Source organism: Streptococcus sp. NCTC 11567, assembly GCF_902141215.1.
Lineage (GTDB): Bacteria > Bacillota > Bacilli > Lactobacillales > Streptococcaceae > Streptococcus > Streptococcus dysgalactiae.
Map to the genome: position 1 here is coordinate 1,912,742 of NZ_LR595857.1, position 24,439 is coordinate 1,937,180.

General features: G+C 40.3%; 25 protein-coding genes and 1 pseudogene. 2 read left to right on the forward strand and 24 right to left on the reverse strand.

Annotated elements, in window-relative coordinates; genetic code table 11:
• Nucleotides 1-335: 335 nt before the first annotated feature.
• From rsmA to FQT67_RS09560, 3 genes are all read right to left on the reverse strand, one after another.
• The gene (gene rsmA, locus FQT67_RS09550; protein ID WP_003060952.1) at nt 336-1,208 is read right to left on the reverse strand and encodes a 16S rRNA (adenine(1518)-N(6)/adenine(1519)-N(6))-dimethyltransferase RsmA; all 873 of its coding nucleotides are present in this window, start codon (nt 1,206-1,208) and stop codon (nt 336-338) included.
• 113 nt (nt 1,209-1,321) lie between these two features.
• Nucleotides 1,322-1,912: a ribonuclease M5 gene (gene rnmV / locus FQT67_RS09555; protein ID WP_015058062.1), complete on the reverse strand. Its 591-nt coding sequence runs from the start codon at nt 1,910-1,912 to the stop codon at nt 1,322-1,324.
• Entirely contained in the window at nt 1,884-2,675 is a 792-nt protein-coding gene (locus tag FQT67_RS09560) for a TatD family hydrolase (protein ID WP_046177235.1), read from the reverse strand. The genes rnmV and FQT67_RS09560 overlap by 29 nt, the downstream gene beginning before the upstream one ends.
• A gap of 142 nt (nt 2,676-2,817) precedes the next feature.
• On the opposite strand from FQT67_RS09560, the gene FQT67_RS09565 reads away from it, so the two are divergent.
• Nucleotides 2,818-3,321 carry an isochorismatase family protein gene (locus tag FQT67_RS09565; RefSeq protein WP_046177236.1) on the forward strand — a complete coding sequence of 168 codons (504 nt, stop codon included), beginning with the start codon at nt 2,818-2,820 and terminating at the stop codon, nt 3,319-3,321.
• A 96-nt stretch (nt 3,322-3,417) separates the two neighbouring features.
• On the forward strand, nt 3,418-4,248 hold the full coding sequence (locus tag FQT67_RS09570) for a MurR/RpiR family transcriptional regulator (protein ID WP_003056079.1): 831 nt from the start codon (nt 3,418-3,420) through the stop codon (nt 4,246-4,248).
• A 115-nt stretch (nt 4,249-4,363) separates the two neighbouring features.
• On the opposite strand, the gene FQT67_RS09575 is transcribed toward FQT67_RS09570, so the two are convergent.
• From FQT67_RS09575 to FQT67_RS09680, 21 genes and pseudogenes are all read right to left on the reverse strand, one after another.
• Entirely contained in the window at nt 4,364-5,251 is an 888-nt protein-coding gene (locus FQT67_RS09575; RefSeq protein ID WP_046177237.1) for an ROK family protein, read from the reverse strand.
• 16 nt (nt 5,252-5,267) lie between these two features.
• Nucleotides 5,268-6,185 carry a dihydrodipicolinate synthase family protein gene (locus FQT67_RS09580; protein ID WP_046177238.1) on the reverse strand — a complete coding sequence of 306 codons (918 nt, stop codon included), beginning with the start codon at nt 6,183-6,185 and terminating at the stop codon, nt 5,268-5,270.
• 11 nt (nt 6,186-6,196) lie between these two features.
• A complete protein-coding gene (locus FQT67_RS09585; RefSeq protein WP_011017318.1) occupies nt 6,197-6,859 on the reverse strand; it encodes a DUF624 domain-containing protein in 663 nt (220 codons plus the stop codon).
• 43 nt (nt 6,860-6,902) lie between these two features.
• Nucleotides 6,903-7,358, reverse strand: a complete 456-nt coding sequence (locus FQT67_RS09590; protein ID WP_046177239.1) for a YhcH/YjgK/YiaL family protein — start codon at nt 7,356-7,358, stop codon at nt 6,903-6,905.
• 19 nt (nt 7,359-7,377) lie between these two features.
• Nucleotides 7,378-8,208: a carbohydrate ABC transporter permease gene (locus tag FQT67_RS09595; RefSeq protein WP_003056064.1), complete on the reverse strand. Its 831-nt coding sequence runs from the start codon at nt 8,206-8,208 to the stop codon at nt 7,378-7,380.
• A 12-nt stretch (nt 8,209-8,220) separates the two neighbouring features.
• Complete coding sequence (locus tag FQT67_RS09600; RefSeq protein ID WP_003052879.1) at nt 8,221-9,108, reverse strand: sugar ABC transporter permease; 888 nt, start codon at nt 9,106-9,108, stop codon at nt 8,221-8,223.
• 102 nt (nt 9,109-9,210) lie between these two features.
• Nucleotides 9,211-10,530, reverse strand: coding sequence for an ABC transporter substrate-binding protein (locus tag FQT67_RS09605; RefSeq protein ID WP_023611095.1), 1,320 nt, complete (start codon nt 10,528-10,530; stop codon nt 9,211-9,213).
• A 48-nt stretch (nt 10,531-10,578) separates the two neighbouring features.
• The gene (locus tag FQT67_RS09610; protein WP_003056091.1) at nt 10,579-11,283 is read right to left on the reverse strand and encodes an N-acetylmannosamine-6-phosphate 2-epimerase; all 705 of its coding nucleotides are present in this window, start codon (nt 11,281-11,283) and stop codon (nt 10,579-10,581) included.
• Between the two features lie 330 nt (nt 11,284-11,613).
• Complete coding sequence (gene rpmH / locus FQT67_RS09620) at nt 11,614-11,748, reverse strand: 50S ribosomal protein L34 (RefSeq protein ID WP_002885866.1); 135 nt, start codon at nt 11,746-11,748, stop codon at nt 11,614-11,616.
• Nucleotides 11,749-12,060: 312 nt separating this feature from the next.
• Nucleotides 12,061-12,975 carry an RNA-binding cell elongation regulator Jag/EloR gene (gene jag, locus FQT67_RS09625; RefSeq protein ID WP_046177240.1) on the reverse strand — a complete coding sequence of 305 codons (915 nt, stop codon included), beginning with the start codon at nt 12,973-12,975 and terminating at the stop codon, nt 12,061-12,063.
• An 11-nt stretch (nt 12,976-12,986) separates the two neighbouring features.
• Nucleotides 12,987-13,814, reverse strand: coding sequence for a YidC/Oxa1 family membrane protein insertase (locus FQT67_RS09630; RefSeq protein ID WP_100249539.1), 828 nt, complete (start codon nt 13,812-13,814; stop codon nt 12,987-12,989).
• Nucleotides 13,780-14,139, reverse strand: coding sequence for a ribonuclease P protein component (rnpA, locus tag FQT67_RS09635; RefSeq protein WP_003056083.1), 360 nt, complete (start codon nt 14,137-14,139; stop codon nt 13,780-13,782). Before rnpA ends, FQT67_RS09630 begins: the two co-directional genes overlap by 35 nt.
• Before the next feature lie 541 nt (nt 14,140-14,680).
• The gene (locus tag FQT67_RS09640; protein WP_003061418.1) at nt 14,681-15,421 is read right to left on the reverse strand and encodes a LytTR family DNA-binding domain-containing protein; all 741 of its coding nucleotides are present in this window, start codon (nt 15,419-15,421) and stop codon (nt 14,681-14,683) included.
• Between the two features lie 3 nt (nt 15,422-15,424).
• Nucleotides 15,425-16,709: pseudogene (locus tag FQT67_RS09645) on the reverse strand (sensor histidine kinase).
• Nucleotides 16,710-18,053 (reverse strand): GHKL domain-containing protein, encoded by a 1,344-nt coding sequence (locus tag FQT67_RS09650; protein WP_015058070.1) that lies wholly within the window; start codon nt 18,051-18,053, stop codon nt 16,710-16,712.
• Between the two features lie 614 nt (nt 18,054-18,667).
• Nucleotides 18,668-20,116: a glutamate--tRNA ligase gene (gene gltX, locus FQT67_RS09655; protein WP_003053372.1), complete on the reverse strand. Its 1,449-nt coding sequence runs from the start codon at nt 20,114-20,116 to the stop codon at nt 18,668-18,670.
• A gap of 132 nt (nt 20,117-20,248) precedes the next feature.
• A complete protein-coding gene (locus tag FQT67_RS09660; protein ID WP_046177241.1) occupies nt 20,249-21,517 on the reverse strand; it encodes an MFS transporter in 1,269 nt (422 codons plus the stop codon).
• A 94-nt stretch (nt 21,518-21,611) separates the two neighbouring features.
• Nucleotides 21,612-22,313, reverse strand: a complete 702-nt coding sequence (locus FQT67_RS09665) for a hypothetical protein (RefSeq protein WP_003053382.1) — start codon at nt 22,311-22,313, stop codon at nt 21,612-21,614.
• Nucleotides 22,314-22,316: 3 nt separating this feature from the next.
• On the reverse strand, nt 22,317-22,763 hold the full coding sequence (locus FQT67_RS09670; RefSeq protein ID WP_015017430.1) for a LytTR family DNA-binding domain-containing protein: 447 nt from the start codon (nt 22,761-22,763) through the stop codon (nt 22,317-22,319).
• A gap of 228 nt (nt 22,764-22,991) precedes the next feature.
• On the reverse strand, nt 22,992-23,708 hold the full coding sequence (locus FQT67_RS09675) for a TIGR00266 family protein (protein ID WP_003061597.1): 717 nt from the start codon (nt 23,706-23,708) through the stop codon (nt 22,992-22,994).
• A 135-nt stretch (nt 23,709-23,843) separates the two neighbouring features.
• On the reverse strand, nt 23,844-24,338 hold the full coding sequence (locus FQT67_RS09680) for a carbonic anhydrase (RefSeq protein ID WP_003053380.1): 495 nt from the start codon (nt 24,336-24,338) through the stop codon (nt 23,844-23,846).
• Nucleotides 24,339-24,439 lie beyond the last annotated feature (101 nt).

Below are 24,439 nucleotides of genomic sequence, written 5' to 3' on the forward strand. Positions count from 1 at the left end.
AAAAACTGTCAAGATTCTCTAGACCACTGGCTATCATTTAGGTTACTGCTTTTTAAAAATAGAATATTTTATCAACTAAAAATCAGATCACTGATGATTTTTTGAGGTAGGAAACGATATGAATTTTAAGAAGACCTTTGCTATTTACGAAAAAGAGTCTAACCGTACCGCTATAGTCACGCTCTTGTTAATTGCCCTTTTTTTCGGGGTATTAAAAAAACTAGCTCTGCACTGCGATGCCTTAACGGCCAGCTTCAATAAGAAAAATCCCCCTGAACTGAACATCTCTGTTTTGTCTACAAGGGAATTTTTTTATTGTCACCGGGGGAAAGCTTTTATAATCCAACTTCTTTTAAAGCATCAGCTAATTTGCCAAAATCTTGAATCGACAAGGCCTCACCACGAATAGAAGGCTTGATATCTGCTAGTGCCAGACCTTTTTCAAGTTTAGCCTTGATGTCTTCAGACTTGCCAAAATGGCTAGTCAAGTTATTCCACAGGGTCTTGCGACGATGGACAAAACTGAGACGAGACACTCTGAAAAAGAAATCTTCGTCCTCAACCTCAATCAAAGGCTGGTCGCGACGCACCATTTTGAGGATAGCACTATCGACATTTGGTGCAGGTACAAAGACGGTGCGCGGCACAATGAAGGCAACCTTGGCAGTCATGTAATACTGTACCGCAATGGACAAGGAACCATAAGCTTTAGTGTTTGGCTCCGCAGAAATACGATCTGCCACTTCACGCTGCATCATGACTACAAACTCTTGGAATGGAATTTTGCTCTCAATCAAGTGCATGAGAATAGGCGTTGTGATGTAGTAAGGTAGGTTAGCCACCACCTTGATAGGCAAATCAGGATTTTTAAACTGCTTGATTTGGGTCTGCAAATCAGCTTTCAAAATATCTTGATTGACCACTTGCACATTATCAAAATCGCGCAAGGTATCTGCCAAAATCGGCACCAAGCGGTCATCAATCTCAAAAGCCATCACTTCAGCAGCATTTTCTGCCAAAAACTCCGTCAAAGCCCCAATTCCAGGACCAATTTCGATAACGTTGACATTCTGATCAATCTCAGCCGTGTCAACGATTTTCTGTAAAATATTGGTATCGGTCAAAAAGTTCTGACCGAAAGATTTCTTAAAGGTAAATCCGTGACGATCAAGGACAGCCTTGGTCACGCTATAATCTGCAATTCTCATATATTCTCTTCTTTTTATGATCACTTTCTTTTTGGTATTTGAACCACTAGTCTAAACTTTTTTGCCAAGACACGCCATTCAGTTAACGGGGTTGTTATATTCCATAGTACTCTTTACCCCTCATACGTCTCCATCACTTCTTCCACTTCTGATAGGGTAATGCCAAATAATTCGAGGCGTTTGATCAGTTGTTTACCGTTGGCATAACCGATGCGGAGCTTTTCGCCCAAGTATTCCCTGCGTTTACGGCTATCTGCCGCCATTAAAAGCCCTAGACGAATCAGGTCTGTTTGACGAATGTCAAAATAAGACTCATCATCATATTGCTGAGTGACTTTCGCAAGTGCCTTTTGGAGGTCCTCAAAGCTGGCATGTTCAACACCTAAGGAACGGCCCTTACTCTTAGAACTCGGAACCGCCTCGTTTCGATTTAAAAAGGCGTGACGAGCTGTTGGCACAGCAGCCATAATGAGCTTACGAATGCGCTCACCATTATAATCTGGGTCTGTTAAAACGATGACACCACGCAAATCGTTTAGGCGATTGATTCGTTCTAAATCTTCCTCGGTGATAGCGGAGCCTCTGGTCTCGTAGGTGTCCACATTGTAAAAACGGCGTAGGTTAGCCGTGTCGTCCTTGCCTTCTACAACAAGAACCTCTTGAATATTAATTTTTTCAGTCAAGCTTGAATACCCTCTTTGCATTAGCAGTCGTTGCTGCAGCAACTTCTTCCACAGTCATTCCACGTAGCTCTGCGATTTTATCAACCACATAACGGGTATAAGCTGTACGGTTTTGCTTGCCGCGTTTTGGCACTGGAGCAAGATAAGGAGCATCTGTTTCCACCAAAATCTTATCCAAAGGCAAGTGCTGCGCAGCCTCTTGAATATCAAGAGCTTTTTTGAAAGTCACCACCCCTGAAAAAGAAATCATCATGCCAAGTTCAATGAAACGCTCAGCCATCTCAAGCGAGCCTGAGTAAGAATGCATGATGCCTCCACGAGGGCCAACACCAGCTGCTTTGATGACCTCATAGGTATCTTCCAAGGCATCGCGGGTGTGTACTACAAAAGGCAAATCGTGCTCTTTCGCTAACTGGATTTGGCGGTTAAAAACCTCAACTTGAACCTCTTTTGGGTCCTCCATCCAATAATAGTCTAAGCCAATTTCACCTAAGGCAATGACTTTAGGGTGTGCTAGCTGGGAGACGATAGACTCCTCAACTGCTTCAGAATAAGAGCCTGCTTCTGTCGGGTGCCATCCAATAGTAGCATACACGTTAGGATACTGGTCTGCAAGAGCAAGTGCTCCCTCAATAGTAGCCTGATCAAAGCCAACCACATTGTGATAGGCTACGCCCATTTCTTGAGCCAGAGCCAATTCTTCAGCTTCACGTCCTTGAAATTCTGCTACATTCAAATGGGTATGGGTATCAAAAATAGCTAGATGTTCGATGTTATTTGTCATGACTTTATTATAACATAAAGATATGACTCCTATAATAAAACTTGCCAGCTTTTAACAGGCAAAAAAAGCCTCCAAAGAGGCTTTTTCAGATTGAAGACAAACATCGATTTGGTGTTTGTCTTCAATCTGAGGCATTTTAGAAATGCCTACAGCACCTCATTCTCAAGACACGATTGTGTCAAATGCTAAAGCCATGGTCGATCTTTTCCGTCAAGAGGGAGCATTTATTACCTTTGTCCGCGTTAAATTTCACGATGGGAAAGATAAACTCAATCCTAACGCCATGGTTCAACTCCCTGGAAAAAGACCTGAAGCTGCCTTCTCTGATTTTGCTGATGAACTCGGAGTGACCGAGACAGACTATGTGGTAAACAAACGTGGTTTCAGTGCTTTCTTTGGTACTGACTTAGATTTACAGCTACGTCGCCGTGGTATTGACACCATTGTTTTAGGGGGAATTTCTACCCATGCAGACGTGGATACAACAGCTCGTGACGCCTATCAATACGGCTATGACCAATACTTCCTAACTGACATGATGGGAGCTGCCAGAGCTGACCTACATGAATTTCCTATTAAGAATCTCTTCCCTCTGATGGGACAAACAGTGACGACTCAAGAATTTTTGGAGTCAGTAAAAGACTAATCAAACGCTATGCGATTGAAAAGAATTGTTCATCATCCTTTTCTAATCTATGTTATACTAGTAGGTAATTAGTCCTTTAAGGAGTGTGCCTGTAACATGTCTAAAAACCACCGACTTATTACCAAAATCGAAGCCGCCTTGGATCATATGACCAGTTTGGAGAAGAGCATCGCACAATTTTTCATCACCACTGATTTAACTCCAGAGGAATTAACAGCCTCCCAAATGACGAAACGGTTACATGTCTCTCAGGCTGCCCTGACTCGTTTTGCTAAGAAATGTGGTTTCACTGGTTACCGTGCTTTTGCTTTTGATTATATTCATGGCTTACAAGAAGCTCAAGATACCTTTCAGTCGATAAGTCTGGAATTAACCAAGAGGGTCTTGATGGACTATGATGCTTTGATTAACAAGACTTATGATTTGGTTGATGAAGACAAGTTATTGCGTCTAGCTAGCTTGATAGATCGGTCTGAACGCGTTTATTTTTTTGGAAAAGGGTCCTCTGGTCTTGTTGCGCAGGAAATGAAGCTGCGCTTTATGCGACTTGGTTTTATCTGTGATGCTTATTCCGATACCGATGGCTTTACTTGGGCTAATAGCCTGGTCAATGACAACTGCCTTGTTTTTGGTTTTTCATTATCTGGTAAAACACGTTCGGTCATTAAAGCCTTGCACCAAGCCAGCCAACGTGGTGCGAAGACTATTTTATTAACCACAGCTACTGATATGGACTTCGGTGATATCTTTGATGTAATTCATGTCTCATCAACCCATCAATTGAATTATGGGAATCGCGTGTCACCACAATTTCCTCTCCTTATTATGATGGATGTCATCTACGCTTACGTCTCAGCCATTGACAAACCTCATAAGGATAAAATTTTTAAAGATACAATTATTACCGAAGACAACAAACACCTTTAGGCAAAGACTAAACCTAAAGGTGTTTTTTATAGAACAGAGACTGAAATAAACGGTGACACTTGTCTTTGGTCACCAAACAGTTAAGAGAATAGAGAAAGCGTTAACCTTTCAATCTTTACCTTTCCTGTTTCTGCCTAAAATGATAGTAAGCCCCAAAAATGCCAGCATTATTTCCATGACTAGCAAATTGCAGTTGGGTATTCTCCGCAAGGCTAGGAACCAAGTAGCTGTCAAGGGCTGTCTTTAATTTATCAGCTAAATAGTCTTGTTGTGCCATGATTCCTCCACCAAGCACCACCACATTTGGATTAACCACATAGCAAATATTGGCAATGCCCTGCCCTAAATAATCCACCTGTCTATCAATGGCAGTGATGCAAACCTCATCCCCTGCCTTAGCTTGGTCAAAAATACGACGGCCATCCCATTGGCTGACGTCATCACCATAAGCTTCTGCTACGTCTTGAACAAGGGCTGTCGTAGACGCTAGATCTTGAAATTCCCCATCTGATAAGTGAAGGTAACCAACCTCACAAGCTGCATAACCGCTACCATGGAAAACTTGGGAATTAAGCAATAAACAACCCCCAATCCCCGTTCCGATGGTCAGGCAAAGAGCCACAGGATAATCCTTGGCACTACCGGAAATAGCTTCGGCTAGACCAGCACAGTTAACATCGTTTTCCACTTCACAGGGTAGCCCGAAAGTCTCTTCAATTTCCTTTTTAAACTGGGTTCCAGCATAGTTAGGAATCTGGGGACCGGCATAAAAGATTTCTCCCTTATCAGGATTAACCATTCCTGCAGAAGAAATGGCCACTCCAGCCAAAGCCACTTGGTCTTGATAGGTCTTTACCAAGCCCTTGACCTTTTCCAAAATAGAGGGACCACCTTTATAGGCCTCAGTAGCCATTTCCTCTTTTTCCAACAGGTCTCCTGTTTCGGAAATTAAGCCATACTTGATAGCAGTACCACCAATATCAATTACTAAATAGTGCTTCATCTTTTCACCTCGTGCCTTAACAAAACGTTTCCTTAGCTTGACTAATAAGGGAAGCGGCCCGTTGGCAAATGACCATGTCTTCCTCAACTAACTCAGATAATGGGGAACGAACAGATCCAATATCAAGGCCTTCATTAATACGAAGTACTTCTTTAATAACCCCATACATATTGCCGTGAGCAGAAACAAGGACACCGATAATCTCGTTAATAGTATATTGAAGGGCCTTGGCCTTTTCTAAATCCTTGTCAGCTATAAGTTGGTTCAGCCTTAAAAATAATTCTGGCATAGCCCCGTAGGTGCCACCAATGCCTGCAGCAGCACCCATCAAGCGCCCTCCTAGAAATTGTTCATCCGGGCCATTAAAAACAATATGGTCGTCCCCACCAATCGCACAGAAGGTTTGAATATCCTGCACTGGCATGGATGAGTTTTTAACCCCAATCACGCGCTTATTAGCCAACATAGTCTTATAAAGGCTTGGCGTCAAGGCAACCCCTGCCAGTTGAGGAATATTATAGATGATAAAATCTGTGTGAGGAGCTGCCGAAGAAATCGCATTCCAATAATCAGCAACTGAATATTCTGGTAACCGGAAATAAATAGGCGGAATAGCTGCAATGGCATCCACGCCCAAACGTTCTGAATGAGCTGCCAATTCAATACTATCTTTAGTGTTGTTGCAGGCAACGTGATTAATAATCGTCAGCTTGCCCTTAGCGACTGCCATGACATTTTCTAACACCAATTGACGGTCAGCAACGCTCTGGTAAATACACTCTCCAGAAGAGCCATTAATGTAAAGCCCCTGAACCCCTTTGTCAATATAGTACTGGGTCAAGGCACGCACACGCTCAGGGCTGATATTCCCCTGGTCATCGTAACAAGCGTAAAAGGCAGGAATAATGCCTTGGTATTTCGTAAGATCTGTCATAGTAATGTCCTTTATTCAATGTCATTATTAAGTGGGAATCGCCTAAGAAGAGATTCCATGATAATCAAGTAGAGGTAAGTTAGGCTACTGATGCCGATGATAGCTAGCAAAGACACGCCTCCAAATAACGTTAACAGAGACAATTGTAGGCTAAATATCGTGAGACAAATAAAAGCCAAGAAAGCAAAACTCCATGGAAAAAAGAGTCCTGCTAGTAAAAAGCTTCGCTTAAACAGCGTAGATAGGGAAAGGTCTCTTTTGACGGCCTGAGGATAAGCGTACAAAAAGAGTATAACCACCAGAAATAAAACAGCAACGCAAAGTACTTTAAACCCTTGAAAAACTAGGCCTGATTGGTTTCGAATTAAGAAAAGATCTAAGAGACAAATACTCATTATCCCAAGCTCAATAAGGCCAAGGCGTAGCCCACTTTTAAAGTAATATTTAAAATGAGATCTATAAGTAGTAACAAGCTGACTAACTTGACCTTCTCGCCAATCCAACAAACTCGCATACAAAGCCATTTTAGCAACCCCAATTGTCAGAAGAGGAAGGCAGGACAAGACAAATAAGAGATTAAACACGAGCAAATCAAATAGTGCTGCACTAGCCCTCATCCATTTACTATCAAGATTAAAAAGAGAATGTAAAAGTCCCTGTTTTTTCGACGTCACACCATCACTTCCTTTCCATCAATTGGTTCACTGCCAAATCAACCTAATCTGCCATTAACACTTTGATTAAGCATTTTGTAACTGCTTCCCCTGCTTGGTTAAAATTATTGGGTTGATGAGGCTCATTAGGAAAAAAGTAAGCAAAGCTATCATCAACCAAATCTAGGTCATAGGTTCGATCACCGGTTACAAAGCCAATATCAGCTTCTTGTTCAAAAGGCACTACTTCAGCTTGATTACCTATACCATAACGAATGCACTCATTCCCAGCTAGCAAAAGGTGGCAATCTGCATACCGTTTGTGGTATTCCAACAATGAATTGTCCGCTTTACTCAATTGATTTCTTTGAATAACTGCAAATACTTTCTCCCCTAAAATAGGATATTTCCCTTCAGCTAGTTGCCTCAAATCTGTGGTTTGTAAAAAGGTAATCGCCGCATCCAAATGAGGGTGAATCCCTCGGTAACGGCTAATATTTTTTAAACGATCATAAATCATGTTAGAAACCTTTCTTGATTTAACCTTTCACAGCACCCATAGTAATGCCTTGGGTAAATGATTTTTGGAAGACAAGAAAGACCGTTACAATAGGCACTGCAGCCATGGCAGCCCCTGCCATAATCAAGCCATAATTAGTAGCCATTTCAGCTTGCATAGTAGCAACACCAAGTGAAATCGTTAAATTTTCCCGAGAGGTTAACATCACCAACTGCATAAAATAATCATTCCAAGTATTGATAAAGGTAAAGATCGCTAGCGCTGCAAAGCCTGGTTTGACAATAGGGAAAGCCACATTGAAAAAGGTGCGAATCTCGCCACAACCATCAATCTTGGCGGATTCCAATAACTCGGTTGGAATATTTTCTGAAAACTGTTTCATGAGGAAAACGCCAAATGGCCAGCCCACAAGAGGCAAAATAACAGCTGCCAAGGTGTCATGGATTCCCATAAAATTAACAATCCGCACAAGAGGTACTAGAACAACCTGTTTTGGCAAGGCCATGGCAGCAATAAAAATCGAAAACAAAATCCGTTGTCCATAAAACCGCTTTTTGGCCAAGGCATAGCCAGCCAAAGAGGAAGTGCCACAAACCAAGAACATGGTCGCCACCGAAATAAAGACACTATTCCACAACCATTTTAAGGCTGGATTTTGCACTACCAAGGCCTTAAAATTTTCAATAGTAGGTGCCTTTGGCCACCATTGCGGTGGAATCATAATGGTATCGGCTTGAGCCTTGAATGCTCCTGTCATAATCCAATAAAATGGGAAAATAAACAAAATGGTCAAGATGCATAGAATAACAGTAGTCAGAACATCCGATGCGGTTAGTTTCTTTTTCTTCATCTTAATATCCTCCTAATATTCCACATCATTACCTAAAATTTTAAATTGAGCAAAGCTGATGATTGCAATCATGACTGCCAAGAACACACCCATTGTGTTGGCATAGCCGTATTCAGAGAGCTTAAAGGCTTTTTCATACAAATAGTACATGAGGGTACTAGTTGAATAATTTGGCCCTCCAGACGTCAAGAGTTGAATCAAAGCAAAACATTGGAAGGAATTAATTGTTGTTATGACAGCAATATATAAGGTTGTTGGCAGGAGACTTGGCCACTTGATATTCCAAAACACCTGAAATTCTGTGGCGCCGTCTACACGCGCAGCTTCTACCAAAGAGTTATCAATATTTCCCATAGCTGCAATATATAGAATAATAGGCTGCCCAACAGATGTGGTTAATAAAATAACAATAATAGCTAACAAAGCCCAGTGCTTATCTCCCAGCCAACTGATGTTTTGTTCAATCACATGAGCATATTTTAAGACATAATTCAAAATCCCCGACATCGGATCATAAATCCATTTCCAAACCACCGTCACCGCAACACTTCCGGTAACAACAGGTAGAAAGAAAACTGCCCGATAAAACGAACGTGCCACCACATTTTTGTCATAAGTCTTAGCAGCCACAAAGAGAGAAAAGAAAACCACCACTGGTACTGAACCAATTACGATAATCAACGTATTGATAAGAGATTTCATAAAGATAGGATCTTGAAACATCCTAGCATAATTGGCAAAACCAACAAAGGTAAACTCTGTCATGGAATAATTGAAAAAGCTCGTCACAAAGCCCATAATCATCGGTATCAAGACAAAAATCACAAAGAAAACCAAGACCGGAGCTAAGAAAGCGTATGAGATGAGCGTCTCTCGCATTTTTAATTTATTGACGTTCACTTGAAATACCTCTTTTTTCTGTTCAACTTTTCTAAAAAGAAAAGCTTCTTTCCAGTGACCATTTGGCATGTGCATTGAAAAGAAGCCACTTGTTAGGAACACTTATTGTGTTTTTTTGATTGTCTTGTTTGCTTTTTCAGTGAAGGCTTTCAAGGCATCTTCTGGTTTTTCATCACCATTAGATACGGCTTGAACCATTGGGAACCAGAGGGTTCTCATTTCCGCAAACCCATCAATCGTGTTGTAGTATGGTGAGTAGAAACTTGTCCATTCAGCAATTTTTTCCATTCGTTTGTCTTTGTAAAGATCCCCGTAAGAAGTTCTCACAGGAAAGGCACCTGTACGGACAACATTTTTAGGTCCCCATTCTTTATCATCAGCGATAAATTGGATAAATTTCTTAGAGGCAGCGACTTTTTGTTCATCTTTGTTATTAAAGACCGCAAAACCATTTACGAGGTATTCTAGTTCTGGTTTGCCATCATCTGATGGGAATGGGATTTCAAGGTAATCCACTTTACTAGCTTCTAACAATTTAGCTTGGATGCCTGGTTGTGCAGGCGCCCAAAGAATGGTAAAGGAAGTTTGGCCATTCGCAAAGTTTTGAATATCAGCTGAACCATCGTACTGAGAGCCATTCATCATTAAACCATCTTTAATCCAATTGGAAATCTTGGTCATGGCTTTAATAGAGTTAGCATCATCTGTGGTGTATTTGGTTACTTTGTCATCGGTAATATGACTACTATAAAGGTTAGCAAAGAAGGCACGTGGTCCTTGGTCACCACCTTGACCATTAGCAAAGAAAGAACCTGGGTTATATCCTTTGTCCTTCAATGCTTTCAAGACTTTTTCAAAATCATCTGTTGTCCAACCCTCTTTCACAAGGTCAAGGACACCAGCATCTTTGAGCATTTTTTTATTCAACGCCATGTAGAATGGAGCAGAGCTGATAGGATACATGTAAGCTGTATCTCCTGCTTTTGAGGCTTGAATCAATTTGTCATTGTTAACATCTTTGGTAAACTCTTCTGTGAACAAGTCATTCAAGTCAGCCAATTTCCCATTTTTACCATATTGAATGATACGACCTGGAGCATCAAAGAGGACATCAGGAGCTGTTCCAGCTTCAATAGCAGTTGTGATTTTCTCAGGACCAGATGTAAAATCAATGGTTTCCAATTTTACCTTGATTTCTGGATTAGCTTTCTCAAAGGCAGCAATCAATTTCTTCTCATAGGTTCCCACGCCATCTTCAGCTTTTTCTTGCGTGAAGACCGGGAAAGCCCACCATGTGATTTCTGTCTTAGCAGTATCAGATTTACTTGCACCAGCCTCTTTCTGGCTCTTTCCGCCACAAGCTGCTAGTCCTAAAACAGATGCACCAAGCATCGCTAATGAAGCTAACTTCTTCATGTTCATCGTAAAATCTCCTTTTTTTGATGTGTGTTTCTAGTTTGACAACCACTATTAGGATTTGAGCGCTTCGATAAAACGCTCTGCAATTTCCTTAGGCCTTGTGATGGCCCCTCCAACAACAATACCTGCCACCCCTAAGTCATTAATTTTCTTGGCTTCTTCTGGAGAATGAATCTTCCCTTCGGCAATGACAGCAACACCTTCTTTGCAAAGGGCTTCTATCAATGCCACATCAGGACCTGCTTCCTGACGGCTATACGGGGTGTAGCCTGACAAGGTTGTTCCAACAAAATCAATGCCAGCCTGATGGGCCACTAGTCCTTCATCAAAGGTACTAATATCTGCCATGAAAAGCTGATTGGGGTACTTTTCCTTAACTTGTCGAATAAAGCTAGCAATATCCAAGCCATCATGTCGGTTACGCTTGGTACAATCCATAGCAATCACTGCAATATTTAAGGCTGCTAATTGGTCCACTTCGGCCATAGTAGCTGTAATAAAAGGCTCTTGCGGCGGGTAATCTTTTTTGATGATACCGATAATTGGTAGGTCTGTTATGGCTTGAATTTCTGTAATATCCCTAACGGAATTGGCTCTGATGCCGACAGCACCAGCTTCTTGAGCAGCTTTTGCCATCAGTGGCATAATACCTCCAGTCTCTGAATAGAGAGGCTCACCTGGCAAAGCCTGACAAGAAACAATAATCCCACCCTTTAACTGCTCCATGAGCTTTTCTTTGGTTGGTTTATCAGGCATAATGTCTACTCCTTGTGCTTCTTAGTTTTACTAAAGAGAACGTTCACAAATTTATTATAACAAGAAATAAAGCGTTTTCAATACTTGTTAGACGTTTAGAAACTACTTTCATTTTTAGCCTAAATTTCTCTTTTTTTGAATTTGCTTTCAGATAAGGAAAAGCTGTTGGTAAGGCTGCTAGTGATTACAGAGCATCCACTACTTTCTTTTCTAATAAATGGTTGCCAGAAGACCGTTTTATAGCGATTGTTTTTAAGGACACTTTGAAAAACCACAAAAAAACCAAGAGCCTCGAGCACTCTTGGTTTACTTTAGTTGTATTTTTTGCAATTAAGCTGATAATACTTTACGTCCTTTACGACGACGTGCAGCAAGCACGCGACGTCCGTTTTTAGTTGACATACGGTGACGGAATCCGTGTTTACGTTGACGACGGATTTTACTTGGTTGATAAGTACGTTTCACAGTGAATACCTCCTCATAGATTTTGTATTCGTTTAGCCGGCTATTTGTGATATCAGTTACTAAACATACTATAATATTCTATCTTAAAGAGGGTCTGCTGTCAAGATTTATTTTCGTTTTTCAACAGTTTCTCTCATTTAAGAGATCGCTCATTTCATAAAGTGTCTCTTCTCTGATACTGTTCTTGTACCTTACCGTTGAAACCTTATCAGTGGCAACCATAATCAATGAAATCAGTAAAACAAACGCTTAAGCTGGTCATACAAAAAATCTTCGATAGTTGAACTAACTACCGAAGATTCTTTTTAGGATCTAACGTTGAAGACTGACTACCACATAACGGTTAGGATCATTGCCTTCAGAATAACTTTCAACCCCTTCAATGGTTGAAACGGTTTTATGAACGATTTTACGCTCACTGTTACTCATAGGATCCATGGTGTAGTCCTGGCCAGATTCCAACACACGCTTCGCAATCTTTTGCGTAAAGTCAATCAGGGTTTCTGTTCGATGTTCCACATAATCATGGACATTCAAAGACACTGAGAAATTTTTTGAATAGCGGTCGTGCAAGAAATTTTGAGCTAACAACTGCAAGGATTTCAAAACCTTACCATGGTAACCAATCACACGTCCCGCCTCTGGTGTTTCGATTTGCAAATTGATTTGGCGACGGTTGTTACTTGTTTCAACGGTGGCTTCGATATCCATTTCATAGATGATTTTAGTCACATAATCGGACACTTCCTGAGCAGCTTTTTCAATATCTTTGCTTAAACCATCATCACCAGCATCTTGGGTCACTGCTGATTCTTCGACTGGGCTTGAGGGTTGTTCTACTTCTGTTTCAGTGGCTGTCTCAGCAAGATCTGAAAGAGTTTGCTCTGGACTTTCTTCAGGCATGAGAGAAACCACTTTAGTATCTTCTGCTTCTAACTCTTGAGCGGCTTTCATTTCTTTAAGTTCTACATCAGCAGGATTAATCACGGGAGCATTTTGACGATTAATATCCTCTGGAACACCTCGAATGGCTTTTTTATCAGCCTTATAAACCGTCTTGTCGCTGATACCTTCAATATCAACTTGGGCTGGCTTTTTACCGAACCCGAGGAAACCTTTTTTCTCTTTTGAAATGACTTTGATATGCGCTTTAAGGCGTGATAACCCTAACTCTTGAAGTCCTGTTTCGATAGCCTCTTCGACTGTTTTTCCTGTAAATAATACCATAACCTAAACTCCTATTTTCTCTTCATTGCTTTTTTACGAGCACGACGTTCACGAAGACGGCGTTCTTTTTCTTCATTGGCAAGACGTTGTCTTTCCGCAATAATCTTAAAAGGATTGTTTAATAACAGTAGTTGTACCACTTGAAAGGCATTGGAGACCGTCCAATAGAGCACGACCCCGCTGGCCAAGGTGAAGCCCATGAAAAAGATCATTAGCGGCATCACATAAATCATAATAGTCATCATGATGTTTTTTTCTCTAGCCGCGAGGTTGGTTAACCACGTTGATAAGAATGTAAAGAGAGCCGCTAAAACTGGCAAAATATACAAATGGTCATGCTGTGCCAATTCCACCCACAAGAAGGTCCCTGTTTTCAAGAAAGGTACCCGTGTCAATGCTTGGAATAGGGCAATCATGACTGGCATTTGAATCAAGAGGGGCATGAGGCTAGCATAAGGGTTGACCCCATATTTTTTGTAAAGGGCTTGACTTTCTTCAGCTAACTTCATCCGCGTTTCTGTGTCTTTCCCAGCGTACTTCTTTTGCAATTCTCTAAGTTCAGGCTGGATGTCTTGCATCTTCTGACTTGATTTGATTTGCATGTTGAACAAAGGCATGAGCAAGAGACGAATGATGAGGGTAAAAAGAATAATCCCAACCCCAATGGACCCATCAAAGGAGAGCCATTGAATCGCTCTGGCAAAAAGATAGACCATCTGGTCCCAACCACTGGTCGACTGGGCGGTTACTTCGCCACGGCCACAAGCCGCTAATAATAGAACTAAAGGTGCTAAACCTGCAATTTTAATGTTTTTCTTCACTCTCAAAACCTTCCTCAAGCAATTGCGCTAACTTTAAAACATGATGTAAATTTTGTTGAAGCTCATGGTAATCCAAAGTTTCTACTCCCTTGCGGGCAATTACCACAAAATCTTCTGATTTGAGCTGATTTCCTAGGGCCATAAGAACATGACGAATCTTCCGTTTCACAGCATTTCGTGTGACGGCATTTCCTAATTTTTTACCAGCTGAAATCCCTACTCGGAAGTGTTTTTGATCTTTTGCTAAATGATAAATGACAAATTTTCGATTTGCCGTGCTTTTGCCAGCCTTAAAAATGGCTTGGAAATCTTTCTCACGTTTGACACGATAGGTCTTCTTCAAAACTTAACTCCATAATCTAAATTATTACCATTATACCACATCCCCTAAAAAATTAAAAAGCCCTAACCCTTTCAGATTAAGCCTCTTTCTGTACTATTTCTAGTTTTTGTGCTTCAACTGCCTCTTGTCACTCCATCTTTTCGTAGCATAGTTCTTCTTTCGACAAAGGAATAACTTTCAAAAAACAACCATAAAAAATCAGAATCCACAAGACGTCAGCTACTTGTCCTTGTATTTAGCTATCAAAAAACCCGGCAAGCCGGGCTTTGATACTGATTTTATAATCAGTTAATGTGATATCCAAACAAAGACAACTGACATCGTCATTTTGTCTGCCGAGCCATCATATCAAAAATACTATTTGTTTATGGAGAGAGAGAAAACAATATTTTGATTGAATTGGGGATTGATTGCTCGATAAACTCATGACTTCGTAAATCTTTATTTACACTAATTATTATAGCGAAAAATACTTCAATAAGAGCATCATTTCCTGAAATGTTGGTTTTTTGTCCTAAAATGTCAGTTATTAGGATTATTTTTAATGTAAGGCTTCCCATTTTTCAAAAAGGCATTTCATTTTTAAGCGTGAGACCATACAGGAATCCCCATTATCGAAATAGAGGAGCTGTTTGGATTTATCAATACGCACAACCTTATCTAGATTAACCAAGTAAGATCTATGGCATAAGAAAAGCTTTGGAGCCACAGCTTGTATCTCAGATAAATTACCATAAAACTCCAGTCTCTCCGTCTGAGTCCACAAACACACCTTGTGGGGTGTCGTAGCAGTAGCAAAATAAAGGATATCTTTGTAAGGTAATTTTAACCTTGTCTGAGGGGTCTCAAATAAAAACATGTCTTCTGATTCTCGGCTAGACATCATCTCATAGGTATAGCGGATACATTCTTCAATCTGATCCCTAAATTGTTGTTTATCAACTGCTTTGTCAATAAAATCTAAGGCAGACACTTTGTATTTAAAAGAAATAGGAGCAAATTCAGAATGTGTGGTAACAAACACAATGACCGCATTGGGGTCTTTTTGTCGAATATCTGCTGCCAATTCAAGCCCTCGGCGATCCTCATCACCAATCTCAATGTCTAAAAAATATAGCTGGTGATCGCCTCTTTCTTGAATGCTTTCAAATAATTTATGAGGATTGGCAAACACTTCTAGCTGATTACAAGGGATTTTAGCTTCTTCCAAGATGTCTGCCACTACAGATTCAATACGTGTCTGTTGGATAAAATCATCTTCAAGAATAAAAATATTCATCATAGCTTATCTCATTTCTAACAATTGCCTCAAGCGGTAGTGATCACTTTTACTTGAAAGCGTAATTTGGGGATGACCATCTAATATTTCGAAAAAGCGTGGAAGACTCTTTTGACGGTCATCAAAAAGACTTACCATATCCACACGATTCGTTTTTGTACTATTTTCAATAATAAAGAATTGTTTCCCCATCTTGTTTAAAATAGGCAATCGATAAAAAGGGTCTTCGGCTACCTTTTGCTGTCTCAATAGCGTTGTCCACTAGTCCAGTAAACAGTACAATAAGGTCTAGGAGTTTTATCGGTAAATCATCTATCACATCGGGAATTTCAATATAAAGATCAATGCCATAATGCTGCGCTTCAAGCAGTTTAGAATTCATGACACTACGTACTACTGCTTCTTTGATATTGTCTAACGACGACATTTCATAGCCCGGCCGTCTCAGAGAGGTAGCTGATTGCTGAACAACGGTCTCATAAACTTGAGTAATACTTTCGATATCACCACTATCAATACTATCTTTGAGACTGATTAAGATATTTTCTGAATCATGCTTAACTGTTCTGATATCACGGTAAAGTTGTTCAATCGACTGATTATAATTCTCTAAGTAGGCAATACGCTCACTCTGGGCTTGGGCTAACTTTTGTGATAACTGGTCCTTGGCAAAACGGTCTAACTTCACAATAATCCATATGAGAATAGCCAAATAGATAAAAATCAAAATAGAGCGGTAACGGAAATATAATCCTAAAAACTCACTCTGGACCTTCACCAAAAAATGCACAAAGAAATAATAGGAAAACATGGTGGTATTCATCCAAAAAACCCACTTTTTCATTTTATCTTCGCTGATAAACCTTAGCAGGCTAAGATCAATGCTAAAAATATAGCTGAAGAGGTAAAACATGGGAAGAATCAGCAAATAACACAGTTCGAGAAGCCTAAGGTCACTATTGATTTGACGAATGCTAAATCCTAGCACAGCAGGCAAGAAGAAGGAACCAATCACCCGAAAAAGCAATTCAACAATCATAATGGCAAAGAAGCCATTGAAGATGTGTTCAGATAGTTTTTTCTGAGGGGCAAATAATAAGCTGACACCGATAAAGAAAAGTTGATCAATCAAGATGACATTATCAAAAAGGACATTTGCCACAATAAAGATAGCCCCTGTCACACATAAGGGTTTCCACTTAAGCTTAATCCCAGAGGACTTTGAAAAAATGATCCAACTATCTATAAAGATGGTGGTATAGAAGAAAAACATACTATGTATAAAAATCATCTAACTACCCTCCACCTTTGGAATTGTCAACGTTTGACTAAATTGATGACGATAACTCTGAGTTCGCAAGCCAAGTTGAGGGTATTTTTGGATAATCCGTTGAGCATTAGCGAGACCTATCCCACGGCCTGATCCTTTAGAAGAGTAACCCTCTTCAAAAACTTTGGTAATGTTCACTTTTTCCTTGGTGCTATTAGTAACCGCAAAGACCTGCTGATCATCCAATAAAAAGTAAGCAATGGACATCCTAGGAACTTTAGCCTCTAAAGCTGCTTCGATGGCATTATCACAAAAGATAGACATCAACAGCAACAAATCTAACTCTGGGAGATAGGTCGCTTCAATCTTATCAGGGACCTCCACATTAAGGGCAATACCAGATTTTTCGGCACTGATAATCTTCGCTGACAGTAGACTTTTAATGGATGATATCCCAATTTTTCCTAACTTGGAAATATTATAATGTTTGTCATCCCAGTAGTCGTTAGCGTCATGGACGGTCGAAGCATACACCTCTTGGATATGGCTCACTGATCGTGTTTGAATGGCTTTGCCTAAGCTTTCCAAACAGTTCAAATAATCACTCTGAAAAACCCTAACATCCCGATAGAGTTTTTCCAGATGTTTGCCATAAGTTTCCAGATTAGCTACATAAGCCTGTTGCTCTTTTTTCAACTCGTTTTTGAGGTACTCCTTGGATTTGTGATTAAAATAAGACAGTAGATAGACCAAAAGAAGCATGAATATTAAAAAGAGCAATTTATAGGAAGTTGGCATGACCATAGAATGCTTAAAATGTAAAAAAGGATCAGTAAATCCTAAAATCATAAAAATATCAATATAGTAAGCCACAATGAAGATTAATAAAATTTTATAGAAGTTACGAGATCTGACGGAGTAGTCCGTTTGGAAGATAATTTTATAATCTTTCCCCACAAGGTAATTAATGACGGCAAAACTTGGAAATATCATGGCATACGCTAAAAAATCTACCACAATATGACTAAAGTAAAGGTCATTAGATAGAAAAATGTAAGGAATAATGATCATCACAATGAAGCGGGATAATAAATCAATAAAGACGCCGGGCGCAAAAGCGAGGAAAAGCGACTTTAGAGAAAACACTTGGTGATTTGCCTGCCTCAAGATTATTAAAAATAAAAGAGGGTCAATCAATAAAGGCGAGAGGTATGGAAATTGATTAAAAAACAAAGCTATCGCCAAGACAAATAATTGTTTCCAAGCTGGTAATGTAATATCAGATAAGAAGGAAAAAATTGAGATTTCGGTCAAGTAATAGATGATAATAGATACAAATAAAAAAATATAATCGCTACTGGCCATTTTTCCTCCTTTCTAACTTTATTATTTTAGCATATTTTCAAACGTTGGCTATAATACTATTTGATTACAATTCTTTAATCAAACTCACCTAAAAAACGTCAAAAAAATATTGTACACTAATTAAGCTCTAAAAACCATCTCCTGATGTCAAAACTGAGCATCTTTTTTCAAGAAACTAGCTTACGACCAGCCTGACAACCCAAATTTTCTGGTTAGAAGGTAATAAACACTATATTGGAAACAAACGCAAAAAACTGAGAAGTTTCCTCCTCAGTCCCAGGTTGTAGACAATGTACCTCTAAGAGAATTTGTTTACAATATCATCCAAAAATAGTATCACTGTTTGCCTTGTATTGGTCATAGATGAGCGAAGCGAGCCCAAACTCGATACTTTACGCCGTAGCAAAAACGCCAGAAACATGACGTTTCTGGCGTTCGGAGATTTTGAGACCTAGGCTCAACATCTAGGTATGAAATCCCATAGGGAGTTGCTACCGTCCGTGCTAGCTAAGTCAAGTATCATAAATAATAATAACTTTGACGAAATCAGACTTTCTCCTCAGTCTTTCCATGCCTTAGGCCTTATTAGAATAGATAAGACTTATGACAGGTTTTTAAAGCATCTTGTTAATATGTTCGATAGATTTGTCACGACCTAGCAAATAGATTGTATTTGGTAATTCAGGGCCATGCATTTCACCAGAAACAGCAATACGGATTGGCATAAAGAGGTTTTTACCCTTGATTCCTGTTTCTTTTTGAACAGCCTTAATTTGTGGGAAAATGTTTTCTGGTTTGAAGTCTTCATCTGACATAGCTTCCAATTTTTCCTTGAAAGCTTGCAAGACTGTCGGAACAGTTTCACCTGCCATGACTTCTTTTTCAGCTTCTGTCAATTCTGGGAAGTCTGAGAAGAAAAGATCGGTCAGTGGAATAATCTCATCTGCAGATTTTAACTGTGGTTTGTATAATTCTACTAGCTTCTCAGCTTTTTCAGTCAAACGGCCTGCTTCTTCAAGGAAAGGTTTGCAGAGGGCATAAACTGTTTCAAAATCCGCATTTTTCAAGTACTCATTGCTCATCCAATCCATTTTCTTCTGATCAAAGGCAGCTGGCGACTTGCTGAGGCGATTTTCATCAAAAAGGTCAATTAACTGCTCACGAGAGAAGATTTCCTCTTCTCCGCCAGGATTCCAACCCAAAAGTGCAATAAAGTTAAAGACAGCTTCAGGCATATAGCCTTTTTTGCGGTAATCTTCGATAAATTGGAGAGTATTGGTGTCGCGTTTGGATAATTTTTTCCCTGTTTCAGAATTGATGATAAGGGTCATGTGACCAAAGGCTGGTGCTTCCCAACCTAGGGCTTCATACACCATCAATTGTTTTGGCGTATTGGCTATATGGTCATCCCCACGGATAACATGTGAAATTTGCATGTCATGGTCATCTACAACAACCGCAAAGTTGTAAGTTGGGTAACCATCTTTTTTCTGAATAACCCAGTCACCACCGATATTGCCACCTTCAAACTCAATATCGCCTTTAACCATGTCCGTCCATTTGTAAATACCAGCTTCATTAACAGCTAAACGAACGGTTGGAACAATTCCTGCCGCTTCACGCTCGGCAATGTAAGCTGCTTTTTGCTCTTCTGTCATGCCAAGAAATTCATTGATATAGCGTGGTGTCTCACCTGCTGCTTCTTGGCGCTCACGCTCGGCTGCCAATTCGTCTTCAGTCACGTAAGACTTGTAGGCCTTGCCTTCTGCCAATAGTTGATCAATGTATTTTTGGTAGAGATCTAGACGTTCTGACTGGCGGTATTGCTCATGGGTTTCTGGGCTTTCATCCCAGTCCATACCAAGCCATTTTAAGTTTTCTAATTGCGAACGTTCACCGTCTTCCACGTGACGTTTACGGTCGGTATCTTCAATCCGAATGATAAACGTACCGCCATGATGACGTGCATAAAGGTAGTTAAAGAGCGCTGTCCGCGCATTTCCGATGTGTAGTAATCCCGTTGGACTTGGTGCGTAACGCACACGAATTGGTTTTGTTGACATGTGAGTCTCCTGTAACATTTTCAAAATTCAATCGTTTCTATTATAGCACTAATTAACCAAAAAAGGGAGGGGATTTCTTTTTTTCAAATCATAGCTGTTCTCTCTACCCAGAATCCGTCAGGAATTATCTTGTTAGACCACATCTTGAGGAGAACTAATAGGTGCTAGCTGGCGGTTCTTATACACATAAGCAATGAGTAAAACACTCAACCCCATAAATAGCATGCTAATCCAGTCTAAAGGAACTAACACCACAAGCCCTGATACCAAAAGACGTGATAGGACAGCGCCAAACTGAACATAGGTTCCAATTCCAGACCCGCTCATGGCAAGCCTCTCTTCGGGTAGAGTATTCATGATAACAGCATTTAATTTAGGATTAATCATCCCAGAAATAATGGTTGTTAAGACAAGGCTACAGTAAAGGCCATAAATAAAGTGAAGAAGGAGGCTAATAAAGATAAAAGGAGTCATGAGGGTAATCAGTTTAACCAAGAAAAGCAGACGTGTCTCTCTAAACACTGTCATGGCTAAAAAGCCACCTAAAATCGTTCCTGCAATATTAAAGGTTGATAAAAGCGCCAATGTGGTAACAGGATTGATGACCAACATCGATTTGTCCTGACTAATGAGGGCTGCGACAATCAGTGAAATAACTGTAAACAAAGCGTTGAGAAAAGGGGCCACTACTAAACATTTACTAATATCAGGATATTTGATGCATTCCTTAGCTGCAATTACCATATTGCGCCATAAATCTTTGATGACATGTGTTTCTTTCTTCTGATCTACTAGGATTGGACGTTCCTTAACCAAAGCGTCTAAGGATGGTGCTAAGAATACCATAAAACAAGCACAGATTCCAAAGGTAGCCGCATTCACAAATGCTAAACTTCTAAAACTAAACACAGTAACCAAAACAGCGCCAAGAGTCTGGAAACCAACAGAAAAGAGAGACCTAGCTGTCTGGCGAAAAGCGAAACTATCTGCACGGTCCTCATTGGACACAATACGAAGACTTAGAGGGGTGTAAAGTCCATCCTCGTATTGTCCTGCCAGATCAGATAAGACATTGATGAAAGCCACCACCACAACAACCCAGAGGCTTGGTTGAAAACCAATAATAATACCGACTATCACATAGAGTCCTACTCGAAAAAGTAAGGTCTGGATGATCGTTTTAACCTTATGAACCGTTTTATCCGCCCAATATCCCATAATAAAGCCTGTCAAGTAGGGCAACGCCTCTGAAAGACCAACAATCGAAATGCCTAGCTTGGCATCAGGGAGCTGCAAGACGTAAGCCATTAAAGCCAAATAGTACATCACATCTCCAAAACTGGACAGCATATCACTGACGAATACAGCCATAAAGAGCTTATTAGTCAGTAGTTTTTTCATGAGGTCTCCTTTGTTTAATTTGCAGAATTTTCAGATGAATTAACTGTTAAGAAAAGAGCAGAAAACTGGTCGTCTATTCTGCTCTATGAATGGCCTAAAGGTAATGAATCTCCATACTTGAAAAGACCAAATCAGCAACGATAACCAAGACTTTTTCCGTTTCTGGTGCTGTAGGAGCTTGATTAACCGAGCTGAAAATATGATCCCCCACAACCTCTACTCGCCAATGACGCGGAAGATAAATGGTTACGGATGAAAAGACGGCATCAACAGTGTAAGTAGCCTGTTCTCCCTCTATTTCAGCACCATCAAAGTAGACTGTTGCACTTCCAAACAAAACATCTACAGAATCATTTGAAAAATGATTGTCATTAATGTAACGGCTAAAACTGCCAAAAGCCTTGCTCATGCCTTTATTAAGATGTTTAACCATCTTATTATTTTCAAAGGATGTCTGGTTATTATAATATGAAAAGGCGGAGTTGCCATAGCGAGAAAGGTTAGTACCTTTGAAAATCAAGGTCAACCCTAAACCAAATAGAATCGTCACCAGCATCAATAACCAGCTGGTGATATTAACCCAATGGAATATATCGTTTAACTGGGCAAAACTACAAATAGCCAATACTGTTCCTAAAATAAAATGACGTTTAGCAAGTTGGCTAACGGCCCCAAAGGTCAAAAAGGCAATCCAGACAACAGTCCAAATAGGTAACTGGGCGAGGCCCAACTGTTCTTTGAAAAGCAAGAACCCTGCTAATAAAATCAATCCAATTCCTAATAATATGCGTTTCATACGTTACCTCATTTCTCTAAGCTTCTCTTTCAATAGTTGATAATAGTGACGTGACACATGGACCTGTTTATGGGTCTCGTAAAAACAAATACGGCTCGTCCCTGAGAAAGATTTTTCCAAGGCATAAATGCAGCTTGTATTGACAATAGTCGCCTTAGCCACACGACAGAAAGTCGTCGGAAGATAAGCTTCTAATTCATATAATTTAAGTTTGACCTCATAGGCATTGTCTTTTGTATGGCCAAAAATTTTAGACTCATCTGTCTCAAAGAAGAGAATATCGGAAAGAGCTAAAAAATATTCATTGTTACCCTTGTAAAAAATCAGGGGTTGGCGCTCCAGTTGGAGAAGCGCCTGCTGAAGTTGAAGAACCTGCTCTGTGACCTGCGCTGCTTTAATGTTGATTTCAATATCCTCACAGGACGCATCTAATTCAATCACAATCTTCACTGGGCACCTCCCTTCCCTGTCCTAAGAAAGATTTAATCTAGTCATCACCTTTGTTACTCTATTATAACAAGCTTTGACCTGAATACAAGGGTATTTAAGTAAGTGGTCTATTTTTCGACCTAAGTGGTTTAAACCAAGCACTAAAACAGCGCAGACACTTGCTACTGCGGATCTATGGCATTGCTTACCCCCCTTATCAATCAAAAAAGCCCCAGAAGGGCTTATCTATCAGGTATGACTAACGGAAGGTAAAAAAGGTTTCAACATCGTCGTAAAGTGTTCAAGGTTTAAACTTTGCACATAGATATCACCAGTACCTTTGAATGTATTCACAATGCCTTCGCCTGTGCCAAAGGATTGTAAGAGGCCATTTTCTAGGTGAATGTTATAGTCCAATTCTTGGCTCCAAGCCACGACATGAGCGTTATCAATCGTAAGACTGTCTTCAAGCAAACTTATTTTTTTGATGGAACCAAAGGCGTTGGCTAACAACGTTCCCTCACCTTGTGTTGACATCACAAATAAGCCGCCTTGACCACCCAAAAAGGCCTTGCCAATGGACTGGCGTTTCATCACGTAATGCGCCGCCCCATCCATTGCCAAGAAGGCGCCTTCATTCAAACAGTATTGATTAATTCCTAGTTCTAAGGAAATTACTTGACCCGGCATCGAAGGAGCTAGAGCGAGCTTGCCATGTTCATCTTTGGCAACTGCCTTTGTCACAAACATCGATTCTCCAGAAACCATGGAGCGTCCAATGGCACCGACTAGTTTCCCAAACCCAGAGCCACGACCGTTCAAACTTGTTTGCAAGGTAACCGACGGTGTGTGGTATACCATACTTCCTTGTTGGAGAAAGATAGAATCTCCTGCTTCTAAATCAATTTCCACAAGAGGAAATTGCATATTGCTATCAATCTGATATGTCATACGGTTATCTGCCATCGCCGTCTCCTTTGTATGAGTTTGTTCATACAAAAAGTATACCGTTTTTTTGAAATGCTGTCCACTCCTTACCTAATGGTTCTCACCTTTTTCCATCAGCAAAACAGGCACAGCACTTTAGAAAGCCAAACTTATTTACACCACAGGTGTCATGCGTCCAGTGTCCACATCGTAGACAGCTCCATTGATCACCACATCATCAGGAATCAAAGGAGACTGACGCAAAATAGCCATATCTTCTCTGACACTTGCCTCCACGTCTGTAAAAGGCAGAAAATCTCTATCCCCTACTTCAACGCCTAAGCTATCTCGAAGCTGCCTCGCAAAACCTTCATTAGTAAAGGTTTGCGCTCCACAGTCTGTATGATGCAAAACTACAATTTCGCGCGTTCCCATTTGCTGCTGAGAAATAACCAGCGACCGAATCATATCCTCTGTCACACGCCCACCCGCATTCCGTAAAATATGGGCATCTCCAAGGGCGAGGCCTAAGGCTTGTGCCACGTGCAACCGCGAATCCATACAAGTCACTATGGCCACCCGCGTTTTAGGTTTTAGAGGTAAATGTGCTGTGCCATGCAAAGCTACATAAGCTTCGTTAGCTGATAAAAAATGGTCAAAATAAGACATGCTTAAACTCCTTTTGCAAAATAGCAGAGCTATTTTAGTTAGTAGTCTGCCTATCTTAACATCTTTTAGTAGAAATAGCTGAATTAACCACTTAGACGGTC